General features: G+C 73.1%; 16 protein-coding genes. 7 read left to right on the top strand and 9 right to left on the bottom strand.

From position 1 onward, the window contains the following. Window positions 1–9: 9 nt before the first annotated feature. From EQG70_RS06155 to groES, 9 genes are all read right to left on the bottom strand, one after another. Window positions 10–594, bottom strand: coding sequence for a DUF3817 domain-containing protein (locus EQG70_RS06155; RefSeq protein WP_017833355.1), 585 nt, complete (start codon window positions 592–594; stop codon window positions 10–12). Next, window positions 587–1,561, bottom strand: coding sequence for an SURF1 family protein (locus EQG70_RS06150; protein WP_017833354.1), 975 nt, complete (start codon window positions 1,559–1,561; stop codon window positions 587–589). Before EQG70_RS06150 ends, EQG70_RS06155 begins: the two co-directional genes overlap by 8 nt. 101 nt (window positions 1,562–1,662) lie before the next feature. Further along, a complete protein-coding gene (locus EQG70_RS06145) occupies window positions 1,663–2,784 on the bottom strand; it encodes a GuaB3 family IMP dehydrogenase-related protein (protein ID WP_109268099.1) in 1,122 nt (373 codons plus the stop codon). Window positions 2,785–2,818: 34 nt separating this feature from the next. Beyond that, complete coding sequence (gene guaB / locus EQG70_RS06140) at window positions 2,819–4,381, bottom strand: IMP dehydrogenase (protein ID WP_109243775.1); 1,563 nt, start codon at window positions 4,379–4,381, stop codon at window positions 2,819–2,821. 42 nt (window positions 4,382–4,423) lie between these two features. After that, window positions 4,424–6,523 (bottom strand): acyltransferase family protein, encoded by a 2,100-nt coding sequence (locus EQG70_RS06135; RefSeq protein ID WP_232035270.1) that lies wholly within the window; start codon window positions 6,521–6,523, stop codon window positions 4,424–4,426. A 194-nt stretch (window positions 6,524–6,717) separates the two neighbouring features. Beyond that, a complete protein-coding gene (locus tag EQG70_RS06130) occupies window positions 6,718–8,820 on the bottom strand; it encodes an acyltransferase family protein (RefSeq protein ID WP_109268100.1) in 2,103 nt (700 codons plus the stop codon). Then, complete coding sequence (locus EQG70_RS06125) at window positions 8,817–10,886, bottom strand: acyltransferase family protein (protein ID WP_109268101.1); 2,070 nt, start codon at window positions 10,884–10,886, stop codon at window positions 8,817–8,819. The genes EQG70_RS06130 and EQG70_RS06125 overlap by 4 nt, the downstream gene beginning before the upstream one ends. A 173-nt stretch (window positions 10,887–11,059) precedes the next feature. Next, a complete protein-coding gene (groL, locus tag EQG70_RS06120) occupies window positions 11,060–12,667 on the bottom strand; it encodes a chaperonin GroEL (RefSeq protein ID WP_035924783.1) in 1,608 nt (535 codons plus the stop codon). A gap of 158 nt (window positions 12,668–12,825) precedes the next feature. After that, window positions 12,826–13,122: a co-chaperone GroES gene (gene groES / locus EQG70_RS06115; RefSeq protein WP_017834525.1), complete on the bottom strand. Its 297-nt coding sequence runs from the start codon at window positions 13,120–13,122 to the stop codon at window positions 12,826–12,828. Window positions 13,123–13,553: 431 nt separating this feature from the next. Here groES and EQG70_RS06110 point away from each other — a divergent pair, with 431 nt between their 5' ends. The 7 genes from EQG70_RS06110 (at window position 13,554) to EQG70_RS06080 (ending at window position 20,993) form a co-directional block, all read left to right on the top strand. After that, a complete protein-coding gene (locus EQG70_RS06110; RefSeq protein ID WP_035924788.1) occupies window positions 13,554–14,549 on the top strand; it encodes a siderophore ABC transporter substrate-binding protein in 996 nt (331 codons plus the stop codon). Between the two features lie 81 nt (window positions 14,550–14,630). Continuing rightward, window positions 14,631–15,617, top strand: coding sequence for an ABC transporter permease (locus tag EQG70_RS06105; RefSeq protein ID WP_109268102.1), 987 nt, complete (start codon window positions 14,631–14,633; stop codon window positions 15,615–15,617). Continuing rightward, window positions 15,610–16,677, top strand: coding sequence for an iron chelate uptake ABC transporter family permease subunit (locus tag EQG70_RS06100; protein WP_017834522.1), 1,068 nt, complete (start codon window positions 15,610–15,612; stop codon window positions 16,675–16,677). Before EQG70_RS06105 ends, EQG70_RS06100 begins: the two co-directional genes overlap by 8 nt. Further along, on the top strand, window positions 16,674–17,429 hold the full coding sequence (locus EQG70_RS06095; RefSeq protein ID WP_017834521.1) for an iron ABC transporter ATP-binding protein: 756 nt from the start codon (window positions 16,674–16,676) through the stop codon (window positions 17,427–17,429). The genes EQG70_RS06100 and EQG70_RS06095 overlap by 4 nt, the downstream gene beginning before the upstream one ends. Window positions 17,430–17,471: 42 nt before the next feature. Next, a complete protein-coding gene (locus EQG70_RS06090) occupies window positions 17,472–18,743 on the top strand; it encodes a THUMP-like domain-containing protein (RefSeq protein ID WP_109268103.1) in 1,272 nt (423 codons plus the stop codon). Window positions 18,744–18,792: 49 nt separating this feature from the next. Further along, on the top strand, window positions 18,793–19,938 hold the full coding sequence (locus EQG70_RS06085) for a glutamate--cysteine ligase (RefSeq protein ID WP_035924797.1): 1,146 nt from the start codon (window positions 18,793–18,795) through the stop codon (window positions 19,936–19,938). A 59-nt stretch (window positions 19,939–19,997) separates the two neighbouring features. Then, complete coding sequence (locus EQG70_RS06080) at window positions 19,998–20,993, top strand: 2-hydroxyacid dehydrogenase (protein ID WP_109268104.1); 996 nt, start codon at window positions 19,998–20,000, stop codon at window positions 20,991–20,993. The last annotated feature ends 13 nt before the right edge of the window (window positions 20,994–21,006 follow it).

Below are 21,006 nucleotides of genomic sequence, written 5' to 3'. Positions count from 1 at the left end.
GGGGAGGGCTCAGTACCGCTTCGCGGCCTTCGGGTTGGCGCGCAGCTCGGCGGTGGTGGAGGCGTGGATCTTGCGCTCCACCACGAAGGACAGGAACGGCACCACGCCGCCCAGGGCCATCACCACGAGCTGCGGGAAGGGCCAGCGCATGAGCGTCCAGATCCGGAAGCAGGAGATGAGGTAGACCACGTAGAACCAGCCGTGCACGATGAGGATCCACGTGGAGATGTTGACCCCGCCCGCGAGGTTCTCGAGCTCGAGGTCCTGCCAGCCGAGGGCCACGGTCTCCCCCGTGGCCCGGTCGGTGCCGCCCGCGACGAGGTCGTAGCCCAGTCCGTAGCGGGTGATCATCTCGGCCACGAGCAGGAGCAGGAAGGTCCCGGAGATCCACGCACAGACCATGTAGAAGCCCAGGGCCCCGCGGATCTGGGCCTCGGTGCCCCCGAAGCGGCGGCGCGGCTGCAGGGCGGCCGCCCGGCGCGGGACGCGGCCCGGGGACGCCGCCTCCGCGGGGCGGGCGTCCGGCGGGAGGGAGACCCGCACCCCGTCGGTGCGGTCCTTCGGGGCGGGGGTCGGCTGCGTGGGTTCAGTCATGGTGGGCTCCGGTCCTGTCCTGGGTCCTGTCGTGGGTGCTGGGCTCGCCCGCCCGGGCGCCGGGCTGGTCGTCGAACCAGTAGTACTCCCCCGCCTCGGGGTCGTAGTAGTAGTAGCGCCCGGCCGCCTCGTCGTAGTAGTACTCGCCCTCGAAGTAGAAGTACTCCTCGGGGTTCTGCTCGCGCTGCCACTCGTCGCGCACGAACCGCCACCAGATGTAGAGGGCGAACCCGGCGAAGACCACCCACTCGACCGCGTAGAAGAGGTTGAGCAGGTTCACGGACTCGTCCGTGGGCTGCTGGTCGATGTCGAGCCGGGACAGCCCCGGGCCCAGCAGCGCGGCGTCCGGGGCGAGGGTCCCGTCCCCGGCGAGCTGGAACGGCGCGGACGCGGGGTTCTCGGCGAAGGCGGCCAGGTACCCGGACCACAGCGGGGCGTCCCAGCGGTTGGTGAGCTGCGCCGGGGACACCGTGCCCACCTGCCCCGCGGGCAGGTCGGCGCCGGGCACCGGGCCCTCGGCGGGCAGGTACCGGCCGACGACGTCGACGGCGCCCGCCGGCTCCTCCGGCACGGCGGCGGGGTCGGCGGTCCAGCCGCGGGCCACCGCGAGGGTGAGCTCCCCGCCGGCGTCCGGCCACAGCTGCCCGGTGTCCGGGACGTCGAGGGCGGTGACGGCCCACCAGCCCTCCGTCCCGTCCTGCAGCCGGCCCGGGACCAGGACGGTGGACCCGTCCCGGTAGTCGCCGGTGACGGTGACGAGCTGGTCGGCCTGCGCGGCGGTCACGGGGGCGCCGGCCTCGGCTGCCTCGGTGAGCGGGACGGCCACGTCCTTCGCGGGGTCCGCGACCGTGCGGGACTGCTCGCTGGACTCCAGCTGCCACTGGCTCAGCAGCACGAAGCCCACGGCCAGCCCGAGGCTCACGATCAGGGCGAGGATCGAGCGGGGGCGCAGGGCGGTCGTGAGCACCCGTCAAGGCTAGTGCGCCTTCCTGGGCGTTCGCCAGTTGCGGCGGGGGCCCGTGCCGGGCCGGCGGGGCGCGGCACTGGCCCCCGCGGGGCGGTCGCGGGTCAGCCGCGGATGACCACCTCGGCGCGCTGGAACTCCTTGAGCTCCAGGTACCCGGTGGTGGCCATCGAGCGGCGCAGCGCGCCCACGAGGTTGGAGGTGCCGTCCACGTGGCGGGACGGCCCGAAGAGCACCTCCTCCAGCGGGCCCACGGTGCCCACGCGGGTGCGGAGCCCGCGCGGCAGCTGCCCGTGGTGGGCCTCCGCGCCCCAGTGCCAGCCCTGCCCGGGCGCCTCCTCCGTGCGGGCCAGCGCGGTGCCGAGCATCACGGCGTCCGCGCCCATGGCGAGCGCCTTCACGATGTCCCCGGAGACCCCCACGCCGCCGTCGGCGATGACGTGGACGTAGCGCCCGCCGGACTCGTCGAGGTAGTCCCGGCGGGCGGCCGCGACGTCGGAGATCGCCGTGGCCATGGCCGCGTGGATCCCCAGGGTGTTCTGGATGCGCATGGACGCGCCGCCGCCGAAGCCCACGAGCACGCCGGCCGCGCCCGTGCGCATGAGGTGCAGCGCCGGCGTGTAGCCCGCGGCGCCGCCCACGATGACCGGGACGTCGAGGTCGTAGATGAACTTCTTGAGGTCCAGCGGCTCCTGGTTGCGGGAGACGTGCTCCGCGGAGACCGTGGTCCCGCGGATCACGAAGACGTCCACGCCGGCGTCCAGGACGGTGCGGTAGTGCTCCACCGTGCGCTGCGGCGTCAGGGACCCGGCGACGATGACGCCCGCCTCGCGGATCTGCGCCAGCCGGGCCGTGATCAGCTCCGGCTGGACGGGCGCCTCGTAGAGCTCCTGCATCCGGCGCGTGGACGCCGGGGCGTCCTCGCCGGAGAGCGCCGCGATCTCGTCGAGCACCGGCTGCGGGTCCTCGTAGCGGGTCCACAGCCCCTCGAGGTCCAGCACGCCCAGTCCCCCGGCGCGGCCGAGGGCGATGGCCGTCTCCGGGGACGTCGCCGAGTCCATCGGGGCGCCCAGGAACGGGATGGAGAACCGGTAGGCGTCGATCTGCCAGTCCGTGGACACGTCCCGGGGGTCGCGGGTGCGGCGGGAGGGGACGAGGGCGATCTCGTCCAGGGAGAAGGTGTGGCGGGCGCGTTTGGAGCGGCCGATCTCGATGTCGTAGCTCATGGTGTCCTTTCCGAACGGTGCTGCGGACGGTCGCTCAGCGCTGGTAGTTGGGGGCCTCGACGGTCATCGTGATGTCGTGCGGGTGGGACTCCTTGAGCCCGGCCGGCGTGATCCGCACGAACCGGCCCTCGTGCTTGAGCTCCTCGACGGTGTGGGCGCCCACGTAGAACATCGTCTGGCGCAGGCCGCCGTCGAGCTGGTGGACCACGGCCGAGAGCGGGCCGCGGTACGGGACCTGGCCCTCGATGCCCTCGGGGATGAGCTTCTCGTCGCTGGCGACGTCGGCCTGGAAGTAGCGGTCCTTGGAGTAGGAGGTGTTCTTGCCGCGGGACTGCATGGCCCCCAGCGAGCCCATCCCCCGGTAGGTCTTGAACTGCTTGCCGTTGACGAAGATCAGCTCGCCCGGGGACTCGTCGCAGCCCGCGAGCAGGGACCCGACCATCACGGAGTCCGCGCCGGCCACGAGCGCCTTGCCGATGTCGCCGGAGTACTGCAGGCCGCCGTCGGCGATCAGGGGCACGCCCGCTGGGATCGCCGCCTTCGCCGCCTCGTTGACGGCGGTGATCTGGGGGACGCCCACGCCGGCGATGATGCGGGTGGTGCAGATCGAGCCGGGGCCCACGCCCACCTTCACGGCGTCCGCGCCGGCGTCCACGATGGCCTGCGCGCCGTGGCGGGTGGCCGCCTGCCCGCCGATGACGTCCACGTGCGCGGCGGCGGTCTCCGCCTTGAGCCGGGCGATCATGTCCAGCACGCCCTGGGAGTGCCCGTTGGCGGTGTCGATGAACAGGGCGTCCACGCCGGCCTCGACGAGGGTCATGGCCCGCTCGAAGCCGTCGCCGAAGAAGCCGACGGCGGCGCCGACGCGCAGCCGGCCCTCGTCGTCCTTGGTGGCGTGGGGGTACTGCTCGGCCTTGGTGAAGTCCTTGATCGTGATCAGGCCGGTGAGCCGGCCGGCGTCGTCGACGAGCGGCAGCTTCTCGATCTTGTTGGTCGCCAGGAGCCGGTGCGCGTCGTCCTTCGCCATCCCGACCTTGCCGGTGATCAGCGGCATGGGCGTCATGATCTCGTGCACCCGGCGCCGCGGGAACTCGCTCTCCGGCAGGTACCGGGTGTCGCGGTTGGTGATGATCCCCAGCAGCTTCTGCTCGGCGTCCACGACGGGCAGCCCGGAGACCCGGTAGTAGCCGCAGAGCCGGTCCAGCTCCTCGAGGGTCGCCTCCGGGGAGATGGTGACGGGGTCGGTGATCATCCCGGACTCGCTGCGCTTCACCCGGTCCACGTGCTCGGCCTGGTCCTGGATCGAGAGGTTGCGGTGGATCACGCCGATGCCGCCCTGGCGGGCCATCGCGATCGCCATCGAGGACTCGGTGACGGTGTCCATGGCGGCGGACAGCAGCGGCACCTCCAGGTCGATTCGCCGGGACAGGCGGGTGCGCGTCGACGCCTCGGACGGGATGACGTCCGTGTTGCCGGGCAGCAGCAGCACGTCGTCGTAGGTCAGCCCGGTGAACCCGAACGGGTCCTCGGACAGGGCGGTGGGGACGGCGGTATCCGACACGGTGGGGCCTTTCAGCTTCGAGGGAGTCGCGATCATTCTACGGGCCGGGTCCCGGCCGGCGGACGGCTGTGGCCGCGCTCACGACCCCGCGGGGAACCCGGCCCCGTCCGCGCGCAGGGCCTCCTCGACCCGCTCCGCGAACAGGGGCGCCAAGCTGCGCACGTACTCGACGGTGAGGTGGTTGTTGTCCCAGTACGTGAACACGTTGCCGATGACCGGGACGCAGGTGCCGTCCGGGCAGATGAGGTCCCCCATGTCGACCATCGTGACCCGCGGCAGCTCGGCCACCGGGGCCAGCGGGCTGTCCGGGCCCAGGATCACGTGGGAGGCGGCGCACTCGGGGGCGTCGGCCCCGTGGTCCGCGGCGCAGCGCGCGGGGACGAAGTCGAACCGGGCGTTGTCGCGCAGGCCGAGGACCTGGATGCCGCGCTCCGCCAGCCCGCGGATGCGCTGCTCCATCCCGGGGGTGAACTGCTCCTGGTCCTCGTCCGTGCTGCGGGTGCCCTGCACCAGCACCAGGTCCGGGTCCACGGCCTCCACCACGGGGTCGGCGCCCTCGAGCCAGCGCGCGCACGCCTCGTGGTCGGCCACCTGCTCCTCGGGCAGGGCGTACAGGCAGTTGCCGCGGATGTAGGTGACCACCCGCCAGTCGTTGCGCTCGGCCAGGAGCTCGACGGCGGGGATCCACTGGTGCACGTGGCTGTTGCCGATCACCAGCATCGTGGCGGCGGGCTCGGGGTTCGGGACGGTGTCGAAGCACCACTGCCGGAAGCGCTCGCCGACCCCCGTGCCGGGCGGGCAGGGCTCGCCGAGCGACGGCTTGGCGTACGGCTCCCCGGTGATCATGGGGACGGTCTCGGCGTCCGGGTCGCCCTCGTACCGGAACCCCGGCAGCAGGGCCGCCGCCCCGGGGTTGTTGCGGTCGGCCGACGCCGCGATCTCCACCGCCCGCCGCTCCTCGGCCACCCGGGCCGCGGTCACCGGGACCGCGACCGCCGCCAGGCACACCACGATCACCGCGGCCAGCCGCAGCCGGGACCGCTCGGGCCAGGCCCAGCGCTTGAGCGGGTCCTCGACCAGCCGGGTGGCCAGCACCGCGAGCACCAGGCAGACCAGCACGATCGCGACCCCCGACCGCGGCCCGGCCATCGGCCGGTCCCGCAGCACGAGGTAGGTGACCAGCACGGGCCAGTGGATCAGGTAGAGCGCGTAGGCGGAGTCCCCCAGCCGCACCAGCGGCGCCGAGGCGAGGATCCGGTCCAGCCCGAAGCGCGACCCGGACTGCCCGGCCACGATGATCGCCGCCGCCGAGAGCAGCGGCCACAGCGCGATCCACCCGGGGAACGCCCCCTGCACGTCGACCAGCACCCCCACCGAGACCATGCTCACCAGCCCGGCCCAGCCCAGGACCACGCGCACCCTGCGGCCGGGCCGCAGCCAGGGCACCGCGAGGGCCAGCAGGGACCCGAGGGCGAACTCCCACAGCCGGGTGCGGGTGTCGAAGTAGGCGAACTCCTGCTGGACGGCCGTGCTGTGCACCGACCACGCCAGGGAGGCCGCGAAGACCACCCCGAAGACGACCGCCAGCACCGGCACGGGGCTCCACCGGGTCCGCCGGGAGATCAGCCAGGCGGCGGCGAAGACCAGGGGCCACAGCAGGAACACCTGTCCCTGCACCGACAGGGACCAGAAGTGCTGGAACGGCGAGGCGGTCGAGTGGTCGGCGGCGTAGTAGTCCACCGCGTTGAGCGCCAGCGCCCAGTTCTCCGCGTAGAACACCGAGGCCAGCGCCTCGGCACGCCACTGCCCGGCGTCGTAGCCCGGGTAGAACAGCTCCACCAGCACCAGGGTGCCCAGGATCGTGAGCACCGCCAGGGGCAGCAGCCGCTTGAACACGTGCAGCCAGTACCGCCCCAGCGCCAGCGGCCTCCCCGCCTCGAGCTTGCGCACGAAGGACAGGGTCAGGAAGAACGCCGAGATCAGCAGGAAGACGTCCACTCCCCCGGACACCCGCCCGAGGAACACGTGGTAGACCACCACGAGCAGCACCGCCACCGCGCGCAGGCCCTGCACCTCGGGGCGGAAGCCCGAGTACCGTCCTGCCCGCCGCCGGGCCGCGTCCCCACGGTCGGCGGTCCCGGTGGACGGTTGCGGAGCGGTGGCGTGCACGGTGGCCACGGGGGCACCTCCAGGAGGGAGCGTCCCGGACGCGGCCGCGGGGCGGCGCCGGGAGGGGAGCGGGGGGATGCGGAGCGAGGGGGCGGGGCCGGGGGCGCCCGTCGCGACCCTATCGCACGACCGGCGCCGCGCGGGGCACCCGGCGCTCCGTCACCGGGCGGCGCCGGGGGCCGGCGGCCGGGGACGGGCGGTCGTCAGGGACGGAGGCCGTCGGTGGCGAGGGCCTCCCGGAACCGCTCGCCGAAGACCGGGGCGGCGCTCTCGGAGTACACCCGGCTGAGGTGGTCGTCGTCCCAGTACACGTAGACGTTGCCGACGACCGGCGGGCACCGCCCGTCCGGGCAGATCAGGTCGGTGAGGTCCAGGGTCGAGTAGAGCGGCAGCTCGCGGGCGAGCGGGAGCGCGGGATCGGGCGTGCCCACCATGGGGTGCGCGAAGGTGCACCTGGGGTCGTCCTCCCCGTTCGCCACCGCGCACTCGGCCGGCGCCTCCGGGAAGCGGGGGGTGTCGCGGATCCCGACCACGGGGATCCCGCGGTCGGTGAGCTCGCGGATCCGCTGCTCCAGCCCGGGCCGGAGGACCTCCCCCTCCAGGTCGGTGAAGGTCGACTGGACGACGACGAGGTCGGGGTCGGCGGTGCCGATCATCTGCTCGGCGCCCTCGAACCACGCCCGGCAGCTCTCCGAGCCCGGCTGGTCCTCGGCGGCGGCGTAGAAGCAGCCCGGCTGGATCCAGGTCAGCACCCGCCACCGCTCGGCCTCCGCCAGGGGCCGCAGCGCGGGGAGCCAGTGCTGCAGGTGGCTGTTGCCGAGCACGAGCACCGTCCGCTCGGGGGCCTCCTGCGCCACGCTCTCGTGGCAGAAGCGGAGGAGCTCCTCCGGCAGGTCGAGGTCCTCGGGGCAGGCTTCGCCGAGGGAGGCCGGCTGCCTCGGCAGGTCCTCCGGCAGGGGCAGGGTCGGGGCGTCCGGGTCGCCGCGGAACTCGAAGCCGGGCTCGAGGACGGCGGCCCCGGGGTTGTTCCGGACGGCCTCGGCCTGGATCCGCTCGGCACGCCGGTCCTCGAGCTGCTGCCAGGCGAGCACGGGGGCTGTGACCAGGGCGAGGCAGAGCACCACGACCCCGGCGAGGCGCCGCTTGTTCTGCTCGGGCCAGGCCCACTTCTTGAACCGGTCCTCGACCAGCCGGGTGGCCAGCACGGCGAGCACCAGGGAGACGACGATGATCACCACCCCCGACCGCGGCCCGGCCATGGGCCGGTCCCGCAGCACGAGGTAGGTGATCAGCACGGGCCAGTGGATCAGGTACAGCGCGTAGGCCGAGTCCCCCAGCCGCACCAGGGGCCGCGAGGCGAGGATCCGGTCCAGTCCGAACGGGGACCCGGAGCGGCCGGCCACGATGATCGCCGCGGACGAGAGCAGCGGCCACAGCGCGATCCACCCGGGGAACGCCCCCTGCACGTCGACCAGCACCCCCACCGAGACCATGCTGAGCAGCCCGGCCCAGCCCAGGGCCACGCGCGCGGTCCGCGGCGGCCTCAGGTAGGGCAGGGCGAGGGCGAGCAGCGACCCGAGGGCGAACTCCCACAGCCGGGTGCGGGTGTCGAAGTAGGCGAACTCCTGCTGGACGGCGGTGCTGTGCACGGACCAGGCCAGGGAGGCCACGAACACGGTGCCGAACATCGCGGCCAGGACGGGGACCGGCCGGAGGCTCCCCCACCGCGTGAGCAGCCAGGCGGCGGCGAAGATCAGCGGCCACAGCAGGAACACCTGCCCCTGGACCGACAGGGACCAGAAGTGCTGGAACGGCGAGGCGGTCGAGTGGTCGGCGGCGTAGTAGTCGACGGAGCTCAGCGCGAGCGCCCAGTTCTCCGCGTAGAACACCGAGGCCAGCGCCTCGGTGCGCCACTGCCCGGCGTCGGAGCCGGGGTAGACGGCGGCCACCAGGACGAGGGTGCCGAGGATGGTGAGCACCGCCAGCGGCAGCAGCCGCTTGAACACGTGCAGCCAGTACCGCCCCAGGGCCAGGGGCCTTCCCGCCTCGAGCTTGCGCACGAAGGACAGGGTGAGGAAGAACGCGGAGATCAGCAGGAACACGTCCACGCCCCCGGAGACCCGGCCGAGGAACACGTGGTAGACCACCACGAGCAGCACCGCGACGAACCGCAGCCCCTGCACCTCGGGGCGGAACCCCGAGTACCGGGCCACCCGCCGGGCCGTGTCCGGCTCGACGCCCCCGGGGCCGCCCGGGGAGGCGGCCCCCGGGTCCGGGCGCGGGGCGCCGGCCTGCACCGTGCTCACGAGGACACCTCCTGGAGGAGCGTGCCGGGGAGCCGGGTCTCGAGGGCCGGCGCCATCGTCCGCGCGTAGGTCCACGTGAGGTGGTGCGGGTCGAAGAAGACGTGCACGTTGCCCACCACGGGACGGCACAGTCCCTCCGGGCAGATGAGGTCGGTGAGGTCGAGCGAGGCGAAGCCGTTCCGGTCCCGCAGGGCGTCGGCCGGGTTGACGGGCGCCAGGACCTGCTCGACGGGCACGCGGCACCGGTCGGCGTCCTGGCCGTGGCGCACGGCGCACTCGTAGGGGTTGAAGTCGAACCGGGGGTTGTCCCGGAAGCCGACGACGTCGATGCCCTGGCCCGTGAGGCGGTCGACCAGCTCCGGGAACCCCCCGACGAGGGCCTCGGCGGGACCGTCCATCCGGGCCGCGTAGGTCGAGGTCGTCATGACCGCGTCCGGGGCGAGCCGCTCCACGTACTCGATCGCCGCGTCGTTGCCCTCGTGGCACGCGTCCCCCTCCGGGCGCACCGCGAAGGCGCAGCCCGGCTGCAGCACGGCGACGAGCTGCCAGTTGCGCTCCTCCGCGAGGGGGATCACCGCGCCCATGAACTGCTCCATGTGGGAGTTGCCGACCACCGCGATCGTCCGCTCGGGGTCCGGCAGGGCCGGGGTCTGGCGGCAGTACTGCTCGAGGACCTCCTGCTCGGGGGCGAACGCCCCGGAGCAGGGCTCGGGCAGCCCGACCCACTCGTCGCCCAGCGCGGAGGCGAGGGGCAGAGTGGGGGCGTCCGGGTCGCCCCGGAACTCGAAGCCCGGGTCCAGCACCGCGGCCCCGGGGTTGTTGCGGGCGGCGTCCTCCGCCAGCGCGGCCGCCCGCCGTGCATCGGCCTGCTGCCACACCAGCACCGGCACCGCCACGAGCGCCAGGCTCACCGCCACCGACGCGGCCAGCCGCCGCTTGTCCCGCTCCGGCCACGCCCACCGCTGGAACGGGCGCTCCACCAGCTTCGTGGCGGCCACCGCCAGCAGCAGGGAGACCAGGATGATCGCGACCCCCGACCGCGGCCCGGCCACGGGCCGGTCCCGCAGCACCAGGTAGGTGATCAGCAGCGGCCAGTGCACCAGGTACAGCGCGTAGGAGGCGTCCCCGAGCCGCACCAGGGGCCGGGAGGCGAGGATCCGGTCCAGGCCGAGGGGCGAGCCGGAGTGCCCGGCCACGATGATCGCCGCCGCCGAGAGCAGCGGCCACAGGGCGATCCAGCCGGGGAAGGCGCCCTGCACGTCGATCAGCACCCCGACCGAGACCATGCTGAGCATCCCGGCCCAGCCCAGCACCACCCGCGCCGCCCGCGGCGGGTGCAGGTACGGCACCGCGAGGGCCAGCAGGGACCCGAGGGCGAACTCCCACAGCCGGGCCCGGGTGTCGAAGTAGGCGAACGCCTGGTCCGTGGCGGTCGTGTGCACCGACCAGGCGAGGGAGACCGCGAGGACCAGCCCGAAGAGCACCGCCAGCACCGGCACCGGCCGCCACCGCCCGCCCCGGCACACGAGCCACGCCGCCCCGAACACCAGCGGCCACAGCAGGAACACCTGACCCTGCACCGACAAGGACCAGAAGTGCTGGAACGGGGACGCCGTGGAGTCGTCGGCGGCGTAGTAGTCCACCTCGGCCAGCGCCAGCGCCCAGTTCTCCACGTAGAGGACCGAGGCCAGCGCCTCCGTGCGCACCCGGTCGATCCGCGCCTCCGGGAAGAACCACCACGCCAGCACCAGGGTGCCCAGGATCGTGAGCACCGCCAGCGGCAGCAGCCGCTTGAACACGTGCAGCCAGTACCGCCCCAGCGCCAGCGGCCTCCCCGCCTCGAGCTTGCGCACGAAGGACAGGGTCAGGAAGAACGCCGAGATCAGCAGGAAGATGTCCACTCCCCCGGACACCCGGTCCAGGAACACGTGGTAGACCACCACGAGCAGCACCGCGACGAAGCGCAGCCCCTGCACCTCCGGACGGAACCCGGCGTAGCGGGCCACCCGCCGGGCCGTGTCCGGCTCGACGCCGGTGGGCGTGCTCTGCGCACCGAGGGTCGTCATGGGCATCTCCTGGGAACACCGTGCCGCCGGGGGCGCGGCAGTGGTCGTGCGGACCCCCGCACTCTACCGGAGGCGCCGGGGCGGCCCCCGGAGACGGCGACGGACCCGCCCCACCGGTGGTGGGACGGGTCCGCGGGGCGGGCCGGCTCGGCGCCGGCCGTCAGTGCCGGCCGTCAGTGCTGGTGGCCGTGGCCGTGCCCCTCGTCCTCGGCGGGCTTGTCCGTCACGAGCGTCTCGGTGGTCAGCACGAGCGCCGCGATGGACGCGGCGTTCTGCAACGCCGAGCGGGTGACCTTGACCGGGTCGATGATGCCGGCGCCGACCATCTCGACGTACTCGCCGGTGGCGGCGTCGTAGCCGTGCCCGGCCTCGAGCTCGGCGACGCGGGAGGCGACCACGGCCCCGTCCTGACCGGCGTTCTGGGCGATCCAGTACAGCGGCTGCCGCAGCGCGCGGCGGACGATGCCGAGCGCGGTCGCGGCGTCCCCGGTGAGCCCGAGGTCGGACTCGTCGAGGACCTTCGCGGCCTGCACGAGGGCGGTGCCGCCGCCGGCGACGATGCCCTCCTCGAGGGCCGCGCGGGTCGCGGAGACGGCGTCCTCGATGCGGTGCTTGCGCTCCTTGGCCTCGACCTCGGTGGCGGCGCCGACCTTGATCACGGAGACCCCGCCGGCCAGGCGGGCGAGCCGCTCCTGGAGCTTCTCGCGGTCCCACTCGGAGTCGGTGCGCTCCACCTCGGCGCGGATCGTGGCGACCCGGTCCTGGATCTCGGCCGGGGTGCCCCCGCCGTCGACCAGGGTGGTGGTGTTCTTGGTGACCGTGACGCGCCGGGCGGTGCCCAGCTGCTCCAGGGTGACCTGGTCGAGGCTGATGCCCAGCTCGCTGGTGATGAGCTGGCCGCCGGTGAGGACGGCGAGGTCCTGCATGATCGCCTTGCGGCGGTCGCCGAAGCCGGGGGCCTTGAGGGCCACGACGTCGAGGGTGCCGCGCAGCCGGTTGACCACGAGGGTGGACAGGGCCTCGCCCTCGACGTCCTCCGCGATGATGGTCAGCGGCTTCTTGGCCTGGAGGACCTTCTCCAGCACGGGCATGAGCTCGGGCACCGAGGAGATCTTGCCCTGGTACAGCAGCACCAGGGAGTTCTCCATGACCGCTTCCTGACGCTCGGCGTCGGTCACGAAGGACGGGGACAGGTAGCCCTTGTCGAACTGCATGCCCTCGGTGACGTCGAGCTCCACCTCGGTGCTCGAGCCGTCCTCGATCGTGATGACGCCGTCCTTGCCGACGGTCTCGAAGGCCCGGGCGATGAGCTCGCCGATCGCCGGGTCCTGCGCGGAGATGGTCGCCACGTGGGCGACGTTGGTGCCCTCCACCGGGCGGGCGTTCTCGAGCAGGCGCTCGGAGACGGCCTCGACGGCCTTCTCGATGCCGCGCTTGAGGCTCAGCGGGTCGGCGCCGGCGGCCACGTTGCGCAGGCCCTCCTTGACGAGCGCCTGGGCGAGCACGGTGGCGGTGGTGGTGCCGTCGCCGGCGACGTCGTTGGTCTTGGTCGCCACCTCCTTGGCGAGCTGGGCACCGAGGTTCTCGTACGGGTCGTCGAGCTCGACCTCGCGGGCGATGGTCACGCCGTCGTTGGTGATCGTGGGGGCGCCCCACTTCTTGTCGAGCACCACGTTGCGCCCGCGCGGGCCGAGGGTGACCTTGACGGTGTCGGCGAGCTTGTTGACGCCGTTCTCGAGGGACTTGCGGGCGGCGTCGTCGAACGCCAGCTGCTTGGCCATGGGCGAAGAGCTCCTTCTGGGGTGGCTGGGGTCGCCAGCGGGTTTCGGGGTCTGGATCGGCGAAGGGTGCCCGCCGCGGGCCCGCCGGAACAGCGGGGCGTGCGGCGGGCACCCTTCGTCAGGACTGCGCGGTCTGCGCCGGGTCGGTGCGGCCCGGTCTACTTGACGACGACGGCGAGCACGTCGCGGGCCGGGAGGACCAGGTACTCCTCGCCGTTGTACTTGACCTCGGTGCCGCCGTACTTCGAGAAGATCACGACGTCGCCCTCCTGGACGTCGACCGGGATGCGGTTGCCGGAGTCGTCGACACGACCGGGGCCGACCGCCAGGACCTTGCCCTCCTGGGGCTTCTCCTTGGCGGTGTCCGGGATGACGAGACCGGACGCGGTGGTCTGCTCAGCGGCGAGCGGCTGGACGACGATGCGATCCTCGAGAGGCTTGATGGAGACCGACACGATCTCTCCTTGTCTGTAGGGGTGGAAAACGGTGGGCGACCGCGGGCGGAGCCCGCCGTCGAGCTTCGGGCCGATCGGCGCACCGACCGTCGTCGCGGTGCCGGTCGATCGCCTGGCCCTTAGCACCCTCACCCGGAGAGTGCCAAGGCCAACTGTAGGAGCGGGCTGGCAGTCGGTCAAGGCGAGTGCCAGCGCGCCGACCCCCGCGGGAACGTCCGGCGGGAATTAGGTCACGCCCGTATTCGCCAATGATTTGCCTCACGCCCGCCCGACCCTCTAGGTTGAGCGGTAAGGCAACCCTTACCTCGGCCGAGCAGCGGTGCCCTCCTCGACGTCCCGGCGCATCCGTGCGCAGGTCCGTCGCGCCCATCGGATCCCGCCGGCGTCCTCCACCCCGGAGCACGCCGGCGTCCTCTGCACGAAGGAAGACCATGAACCGCACCCAGCACCCGGCTGCCCTCCTGGCCGTCGCCGGTGTCCTCGCCCTCACCGCCTGCGGCACGGCCCAGGGCGACGAGGCCGCCTCCGCGGAGTCGTCCGCCCCCTCCGCCGCCACGGTCGAGGTCGAGGACAACCACGGCACGCAGACGGTCGAGGCCCCGCCGGCGTCCGTCGTCGCCACCGACAACCGCACCTTCGAGACGCTCGCCGAGTGGGGCGTCGAACTGGCGGCGGCCCCGCGCGCCCTCATGCCGGACACCATCGCCTACGCCGACGACGAGTCCGTCGTCGACCTCGGCAACCACCGCGAGCCCGACCTCGAGGCCGTCGTCGCCGCGGACCCCGACCTCATCGTCAACGGCCAGCGCTTCGCCGACTACCGCGAGGACTTCGCCGACCTGGTGCCGGAGGCCACCATCGTCGAGCTCGACCCGCGGGAGGACGAGCCCTTCGACGAGGAGCTGAAGCGGCAGACCTCCGTCCTGGGCCAGGTCTTCGACCGCGAGGACGAGGCCGAGCAGATCAACGGCGACTTCGACGCGGCGATGCAGCGCGTCGTCGACGGCTACCGGCCCGGCGACACGGTCATGGCCGTCACCGTCTCCGGCGGCGAGATCGGCTTCATCGCCCCGGGCAACGGACGCACCCTGGGCCCGCTGTTCGAGATCTTCGACTTCGCACCGGCCCTCGAGGTCGAGGGCGCCAGCGACGACCACCAGGGCGACGACATCTCCGTGGAGGCGATCGCCGACTCGAACCCCGACTGGATCCTCGTGCTGGACCGCGACGCCGCGATCTCCGCCGAGGACCCGGAGTACACCCCGGCGCAGGAGGTCATCGAGAACGCCGCGGCCCTGCAGAACGTCACCGCGGTGCAGGAGGGCCAGGTCGTCTACATGCCCCGGGACACCTACACCAACGAGGGCATCCAGACCTACACCGAGTTCTTCGACACCCTGGCCGACGCCATGGGCGCGCAGGACTGACCCATCGTCCGGACGGCGGTGGCGGGGTCCGCCCCACCACCGCCGTCCGCCGGGCACGAGGCCGGAGGAAGGACTGACCCCATGTCGACGATCGTGTCGAGACCCCCCGCGGCGAGCAAGGGCTCGCTGTTCGACTGGAAGCTGCTGCTCGGTGCGCTCGGCGTCCTCGCGCTGCTGGCCGCGTCCCTCCTCACGGGGGTCTACGACGTCTTCGGCGCCGAGGACGGCGACGAGATGTTCGCGATCACGCGGATCCCCCGCACCATCGCCCTGGTCCTGGCCGGCGCCGCCATGTCCATGTCCGGCCTGGTGATGCAGCTGCTCACGCAGAACCGCTTCGTGGAGCCCACCACCACGGGCACCACCGAGTGGGCGGGGCTCGGGCTGCTGCTCGTCGTGCTCCTGATGCCCACCGCCACGGTCCTCACCCGGATGCTCGGCGCCGTGACCGCGGCCTTCATCGGGACCATGGTCTTCTTCCTCTTCCTGCGCCGCGTCTCCCTGCGCTCCTCCCTCATCGTGCCCATCGTCGGCATCATGCTGGGCGCGGTGGTCGGGTCCGTCTCGACGTTCCTGGCGCTGCAGACGGACATGCTGCAGAACCTCGGCGTCTGGTTCGCCGGCAGCTTCACCTCGGTGCTGCGCGGTCAGTACGAGGTGCTGTGGATCGTGCTCCTGGTCGGGATCGCGGTGTTCCTCGTGGCGGACCGGCTCACCGTCGCCGGGCTCGGCGAGGACGTCGCCACCAATGTCGGGCTGAACTACCACCGCACCGTCCTGCTCGGGACCGGGCTGATCGCGGTGGCCACCGGCGTCGTCACCGTCGTCGTCGGCAACTTGCCCTTCCTGGGCCTCATCGTGCCGAACATCGTCTCGATGGTCCGCGGCGACGACCTGCGCAGCAACCTGCCGTGGGTGTGCCTGCTCGGCATCGCCATCGTGACGCTGTGCGACCTCATCGGAAGGATCATCATCATGCCGTTCGAGATCCCCGTGTCCGTGATCCTCGGGATCGTCGGCGCCGTGGTTTTCGTCTGCCTGCTCCTGAGGCAGCGTCGTCGTGTCTGAGGCCGTGCTCAGCACTCCCGCACCCGCACCGGCCGCGGCGCCGGCGGCCCCCGCCGCACGGGGCCGCGCCGGGGCCTTCCCCACCCCGCGGGCCCGGCGGCGGTACTGGACGGTCGTCGCCGTGCTGGCCCTCGCCTCCGCGGGCTTCGCCTTCGGCCTGCTGGCCTGGGACAACCCGATGCCGGTCGGCTCGGACGGCTTCTGGCGGATCGCGGACCGCCGGGTGACGAGCGTGGTCATCATGGCGGTCGTGGCCTTCTGCCAGGCGATCGCGACCGTGAGCTTCCAGACGGCCACGAACAACCGGATCATCACCCCCTCGATCATGGGCTTCGAGTCCCTCTACGTGGCGATCCAGACGTCCACGGTGTACTTCCTGGGCGCCGCGGGGATCCTCGTCCTGCAGGGCGTGCCGCAGTTCCTGCTGCAGGTGGCCCTCATGGTCGCGCTCTCCCTCGCGCTCTACGGCTGGCTGCTCTCCGGCCGGTACGGGAACCTGCAGGTGATGCTGCTCGTGGGCATCATCATCGGCGGGGGCCTCGGCTCCGTCTCGACCTTCATGCAGCGTCTGCTGTCCCCCAGCGAGTTCGACGTGCTCTCCGCCCGGCTGTTCGGCTCCGTGACGAACGCCCAGGCGGACTACCTGCCGGTGGCCGTCCCGCTGTGCCTGCTGGCCGGCGGCGCCCTGTGGCTGAGGTCCTCGCGCCTGAACGTGGTCGCCCTCGGACGGGACGTGAGCCTGAACCTCGGCCTGCGGCACCGCGCCGAGATCATGGGCACCCTCTTCCTCGTCTCCGTCCTGATGGCCGTCTCCACCGCCCTGGTGGGCCCCATGACGTTCCTCGGCTTCCTGGTGGCGACGCTCGCCTACCAGTTCGCCGACACGTACGACCACCGCCACCTCTTCCCCGTGGCGGTCCTCACCGGGTTCCTCGTCCTGACGGGCGCCTACTTCGTCCTCAACCACGTCTTCTACGCCCAGGGCGTCGTCTCGATCATCATCGAGCTCGTCGGCGGCTCCGTCTTCCTCTACGTCATCCTCCGAAAGGGCCGGCTGTGATCACCCTGACCAACGTGCGCAAGGACTACGGCGGTGAGGTCACGGTCGGACCCGTCGACCTCGAGATCCCGTCGGCCGGCATGACCGCCCTGGTCGGCCCCAACGGGGCGGGCAAGTCCACGCTGCTGACGATGATCGGACGCCTGCTCGGCCTCGACGACGGCAGCATCGACATCGCCGGCTACGACGTGGCCCGGACCCGGTCCAAGGACCTCGCCCGGATCGTCTCCGTCCTGCGCCAGGAGAACCACTACATCACCCGGCTCACCGTGCGGCAGCTGGTGGGCTTCGGCCGCTTCCCCCACAGTCGCGGCCGGCTCACCGCCGTGGACGACGAGATCATCGGCAGGTACATCGACTTCCTCGGCCTGGCGCCGCTGGAGCACCGCTATCTCGACCAGCTGTCGGGCGGCCAGCGCCAGCGCGCGTACGTCGCCATGGTCCTCGCCCAGGAGACCGACCACGTGCTGCTGGACGAGCCCCTCAACAACCTCGACATGCGGCACGCCGTGTCGATGATGCAGCACCTGCGGCGGGCCTGCGACGAGATGGGGCGCACCATCGTCATCGTGCTCCACGACATCAACTTCGCCAGCCACTACGCGGACCGGATCTGCGCCGTCAAGGACGGCCGGGTCGCCGAGTTCGGCGAGCCGCACGAGATCATGGACGGCGCGGTCCTCACCCGGGTCTTCGAGACCCCGGTGACCGTCATCGACGGCCCCCGGGGCCGTCTCGCCGCGTTCTACTGACCGGTGCCCGCCCGGACGGGCGGGGGCGGATAGGGTGGACCGATGCAGAACGAGGCGACCGACATCGCACCCCTGCTCACCGCCGAGGGGAGTCGCCTGCTGGAGGCCGTGGGCCCCTACGACGCCGACGACGCCCTGGGGGCCGCGACCCGCCTGCGCGCCGCGGGGCACGATCCCCGGCTCGTCTCCGCGGTGCTCACCCAGGCCCGGCTCCGCGCCAGGGCGCGGGAGAAGTTCGGCGACTTCGCCGACCGCATGCTCTTCACCCGGGCCGGCCTCGAGCAGGCCACCCGGCTGCGGGTGGCCGCCCTGCACGCCCGGCGCTTCGCCGACGCGGACCTGGTGCACGTGGCCGACCTCGGCTGCGGCATCGGCGCGGACGCGCTCGCGCTGGCCTCCCTGGACCGCCGGGTCACCGCCGTGGAGCTCGACGAGACCACGGCCGCGGTGGCCACGCTCAACCTCCTCCCCTTCCCCGAGGCCACGGTGCTGCAGGCCGACGTCGAGCGGCTGGACCTCGCCGCCCTGCCCGGCGGACCGCCGGACGGGGTGTGGCTGGACCCGGCCCGGCGCACCACGTCGTCGTCGGGCACCCGCCGGATCTTCGACCCCGAGGCGTTCTCCCCGCCCCTGTCCTTCGTCGAGGCGCTGGCCGGGCGCGGACTGCCCGTCGGGGTGAAGCTGGGGCCGGGCATCCCGCACGAGGCGGTCCCCGGCGGGTGCGAGGCGCAGTGGGTCTCCGACCGGGGCGACGTGGTCGAGGCCGTGCTGTGGTTCAACGCGGTGGCCCGCCCCGGCGTGCGGCGGGCGGCGCTCGTGCTCTCCGAGCACGGGTCCGCGGAGCTCACCAGCCCCGAGGACCACGACCCCGCCCACGCCGACGCCGTGGTCGGCCCCGTGGGCGCGTACCTCTACGAACCGGACGGCGCGGTGATCCGGGCGGGGCTCGTCACGGACCTCGCCCGGCAGCTGGGCGCGCGGCTGATCCACCCCCGGATCGCCTACCTCACCTCCGACGAGCTCGTGCGCACCCCGCTGGCCCGGGCGTACCGCGTGCGGGAGGTGCTGCCGCACACCGTCAAGGTGCTCAAGCGGTGGGTCCGGGAGCACGAGGTCGGCACGCTCGAGATCAAGAAGCGCGGCACGGACGTCACCCCGGAGGAGCTGCGCCGCCGGCTCGCGCCGAAGGGCCCCGGACGGGCCACGCTCGTGGTCACCCGGACGGCTCCGGGCCCCGGCCCGGAGGGCCCGGGGCGGGGCGGCGCGGGCCCCGCGGAGCAGCGCGTCGTGATCGTCGTGGAAACCGTAGACTGATGGCTCCGCGGGCCGACCGGCCCGCCCCAGAGCACGGAGGACCTGCCGCGTGGAGATCTCGTTCGCCCGCTCCCACCAGTCGACGCTGGGCGTCGAGTGGGAGATCGCCCTCGTGGACGGCACCACCGGGGATCTCGTCCCCCGGGGCCGGGAGACGTTCGAGGCCGTCCTGGACGCCCACCCCGCCTGGGGCACGGACGGCGACCACCCGCACCTGACCGGGGAGTTCCTGCTCAACACCGTCGAGCTGGTCACCGGGGTGTGCCGGGACGTCGCCCACTCCACCGAGCAGCTGTCCACCATGCTGGACGAGATCCGCAAGGTCACCGACCCGCAGGGCCTCGAGGTCTTCGCCGCCGGCACCCACCCGTTCGCCCGCTGGCAGGACCAGCAGGTCACCGACAAGCAGCGCTACCACAAGCTCGTGGACCGCACCCAGTACTGGGGCCGGCAGATGGTCATCTACGGGGTGCACGTGCACGTGGGCCTCGACTCCCGGGCGAAGGCGCTGCCCGTGCTCGACGGGCTGCTGACCTACTACCCGCACCTGCTGGCGCTGTCCGCGAACTCGCCCTTCTGGGCGGGCGAGGACACCGGCTATGCGTCCCAGCGCTCCATGATCTTCCAGCAGCTGTCCACGGCGGGGCTGCCGTACCACTTCCCGTCCTGGGACGCGTACGAGCAGTGCATCACGGACATGATCGCCACCGGCATCATCGAGGAGATGAGCGAGGCCCGCTGGGACGTGCGCCCCGTGCCCCGGCTGGGCACCGACGAGGTGCGCTTCTGCGACGGGCTCTCGACCCTGTGGGAGGTCGGGGCGCTCACGGCGCTCACCCAGTGCCTCGCGGAGTCCATCTCCCGGGACGTGGAGGCGGGCCGGCCCCCCGCCCGCCTGAAGCCCTGGCACATCCAGGAGAACAAGTGGCGCGCCGCCCGCTACGGCCTCGACGCCGAGGTCATCACCGATCCGCGCAACGTCGAGCGGGACCTGCGCACGGACCTGACCGCGCTGCTCGACCGGCTGGAGCCCGTGGCCGCGCAGCTGGGCTGCTCCCGGGAGCTCGCCGACGTGGAGCGGATCCTGGAGCAGGGCGCCGGCTACCAGCGCCAGCGCGCGGTCGCCCGGGCCCACGACGGGGACCTGCACGCCGTCGCCCTCGACATCGTCCGCCGCACCCGGGAGAACGACTGACCCGCCCGCCCGGCACGCCCCGCTGGACGCGGGGACCTGTTCGTCCCTAGGTTGCAGGCATGACGAACACGACCGGCACCGGCCCGGACCCCTCCGCCCGCCACGCCCCGCAGGACCACGGGGTGCTGCAGCTCGGCGCCCTGCACCCCCTGCTGGAGGAGGCGCTGGCCGCCGAGTTCTCCGCCCTGCGCCTGCCCGAGGACCCCGCCGAGCAGGACCGCTTCCTCGAGCGGCACGCCGGCGACGTCAGGGTGGCGGTCGGCTCCGGGCGCACCGGCGTGGGCGCGGACCTGATGCGGCGGCTGCCCCGGCTCGAGGCCGTCGTCCACTTCGGCGTGGGCTACGACGGCACGGACGCCGCCGGGGCCGCCGCGCGCGGCATCGTGATGAGCAACACCCCCGACGTCCTGACCGACGCCGTGGCGGACACCGCGCTGGCCCTCTACCTGGACGTGCTGCGCCGCTTCTCCGCGGCGGACCGCTACGTCCGGCGCGGGCAGTGGGAGAGCACGGGGAACTTCCCGCTGGGCCGGCACGCCTCCGGACGGCGGGTGGGCGTGCTGGGCCTCGGCAGGATCGGCCGGGCGGTCGCCGTCCGGCTGGAGGCGCTGGGCTGCGAGATCCACTACCACAACCGGCGCCCGGCCACCGGCAGCGGGTACGCCTACCACGGGTCCGCGGCGGAGCTGGCGGCCGCCGTCGACGTGCTCGTGGTCGCCGTCCCCGGCGGCCCGGACTCCGCCGGGACGGTCGGCGCGGAGGTGCTGGACGCCCTCGGCCCGGACGGGTTCCTCGTCAACGTCGCCCGCGGCTCGGTCGTCGACGAGCGGGCCCTGGTGGCGGCGCTGCAGGAGGGCCGGCTCGGCGGGGCCGGCCTGGACGTCTTCGCCGACGAGCCCCGGGTGCCGGCCGCCCTGCGCGAGCTCGACACGGTGGTGCTCCTGCCGCACGTGGGCAGCGCGACCGTGGAGACCCGGCGGGAGATGGCCGAGCTCGCCCTGCGCAACCTCCGCAGCTGGCTGGCCGACGGCACCCTGGTCACCCCCGTGCCGTGAGCGGCCCCGGCCG

Origin of the sequence: Kocuria rosea (genome assembly GCF_006094695.1) — a bacterium.
Classification (GTDB): Bacteria; Actinomycetota; Actinomycetes; order Actinomycetales; family Micrococcaceae; genus Kocuria; species Kocuria rosea.
Note: the sequence above shows the minus strand (reverse complement) of the source record. Positions and strands in the feature narration are given on the sequence as shown.

Bases quoted from the DNA above. Each gene is read 5' to 3' on its own strand.
- EQG70_RS06090 (WP_109268103.1), top strand. From the start codon at position 17,472: ATGCAGAACGAGGCGACCGACATCGCACCCCTGCTCACCGCCGAGGGG.
- EQG70_RS06105 (WP_109268102.1), top strand. From the start codon at position 14,631: ATGTCGACGATCGTGTCGAGACCCCCCGCGGCGAGCAAGGGCTCGCTG.
- guaB (WP_109243775.1), bottom strand. From the start codon at position 4,381: ATGATCGCGACTCCCTCGAAGCTGAAAGGCCCCACCGTGTCGGATACC.
- EQG70_RS06145 (WP_109268099.1), bottom strand. From the start codon at position 2,784: ATGAGCTACGACATCGAGATCGGCCGCTCCAAACGCGCCCGCCACACC.
- EQG70_RS06080 (WP_109268104.1), top strand. From the start codon at position 19,998: ATGACGAACACGACCGGCACCGGCCCGGACCCCTCCGCCCGCCACGCC.
- EQG70_RS06125 (WP_109268101.1), bottom strand. From the start codon at position 10,886: ATGACGACCCTCGGTGCGCAGAGCACGCCCACCGGCGTCGAGCCGGAC.
- EQG70_RS06110 (WP_035924788.1), top strand. From the start codon at position 13,554: ATGAACCGCACCCAGCACCCGGCTGCCCTCCTGGCCGTCGCCGGTGTC.
- EQG70_RS06155 (WP_017833355.1), bottom strand. From the start codon at position 594: ATGACTGAACCCACGCAGCCGACCCCCGCCCCGAAGGACCGCACCGAC.
- groL (WP_035924783.1), bottom strand. From the start codon at position 12,667: ATGGCCAAGCAGCTGGCGTTCGACGACGCCGCCCGCAAGTCCCTCGAG.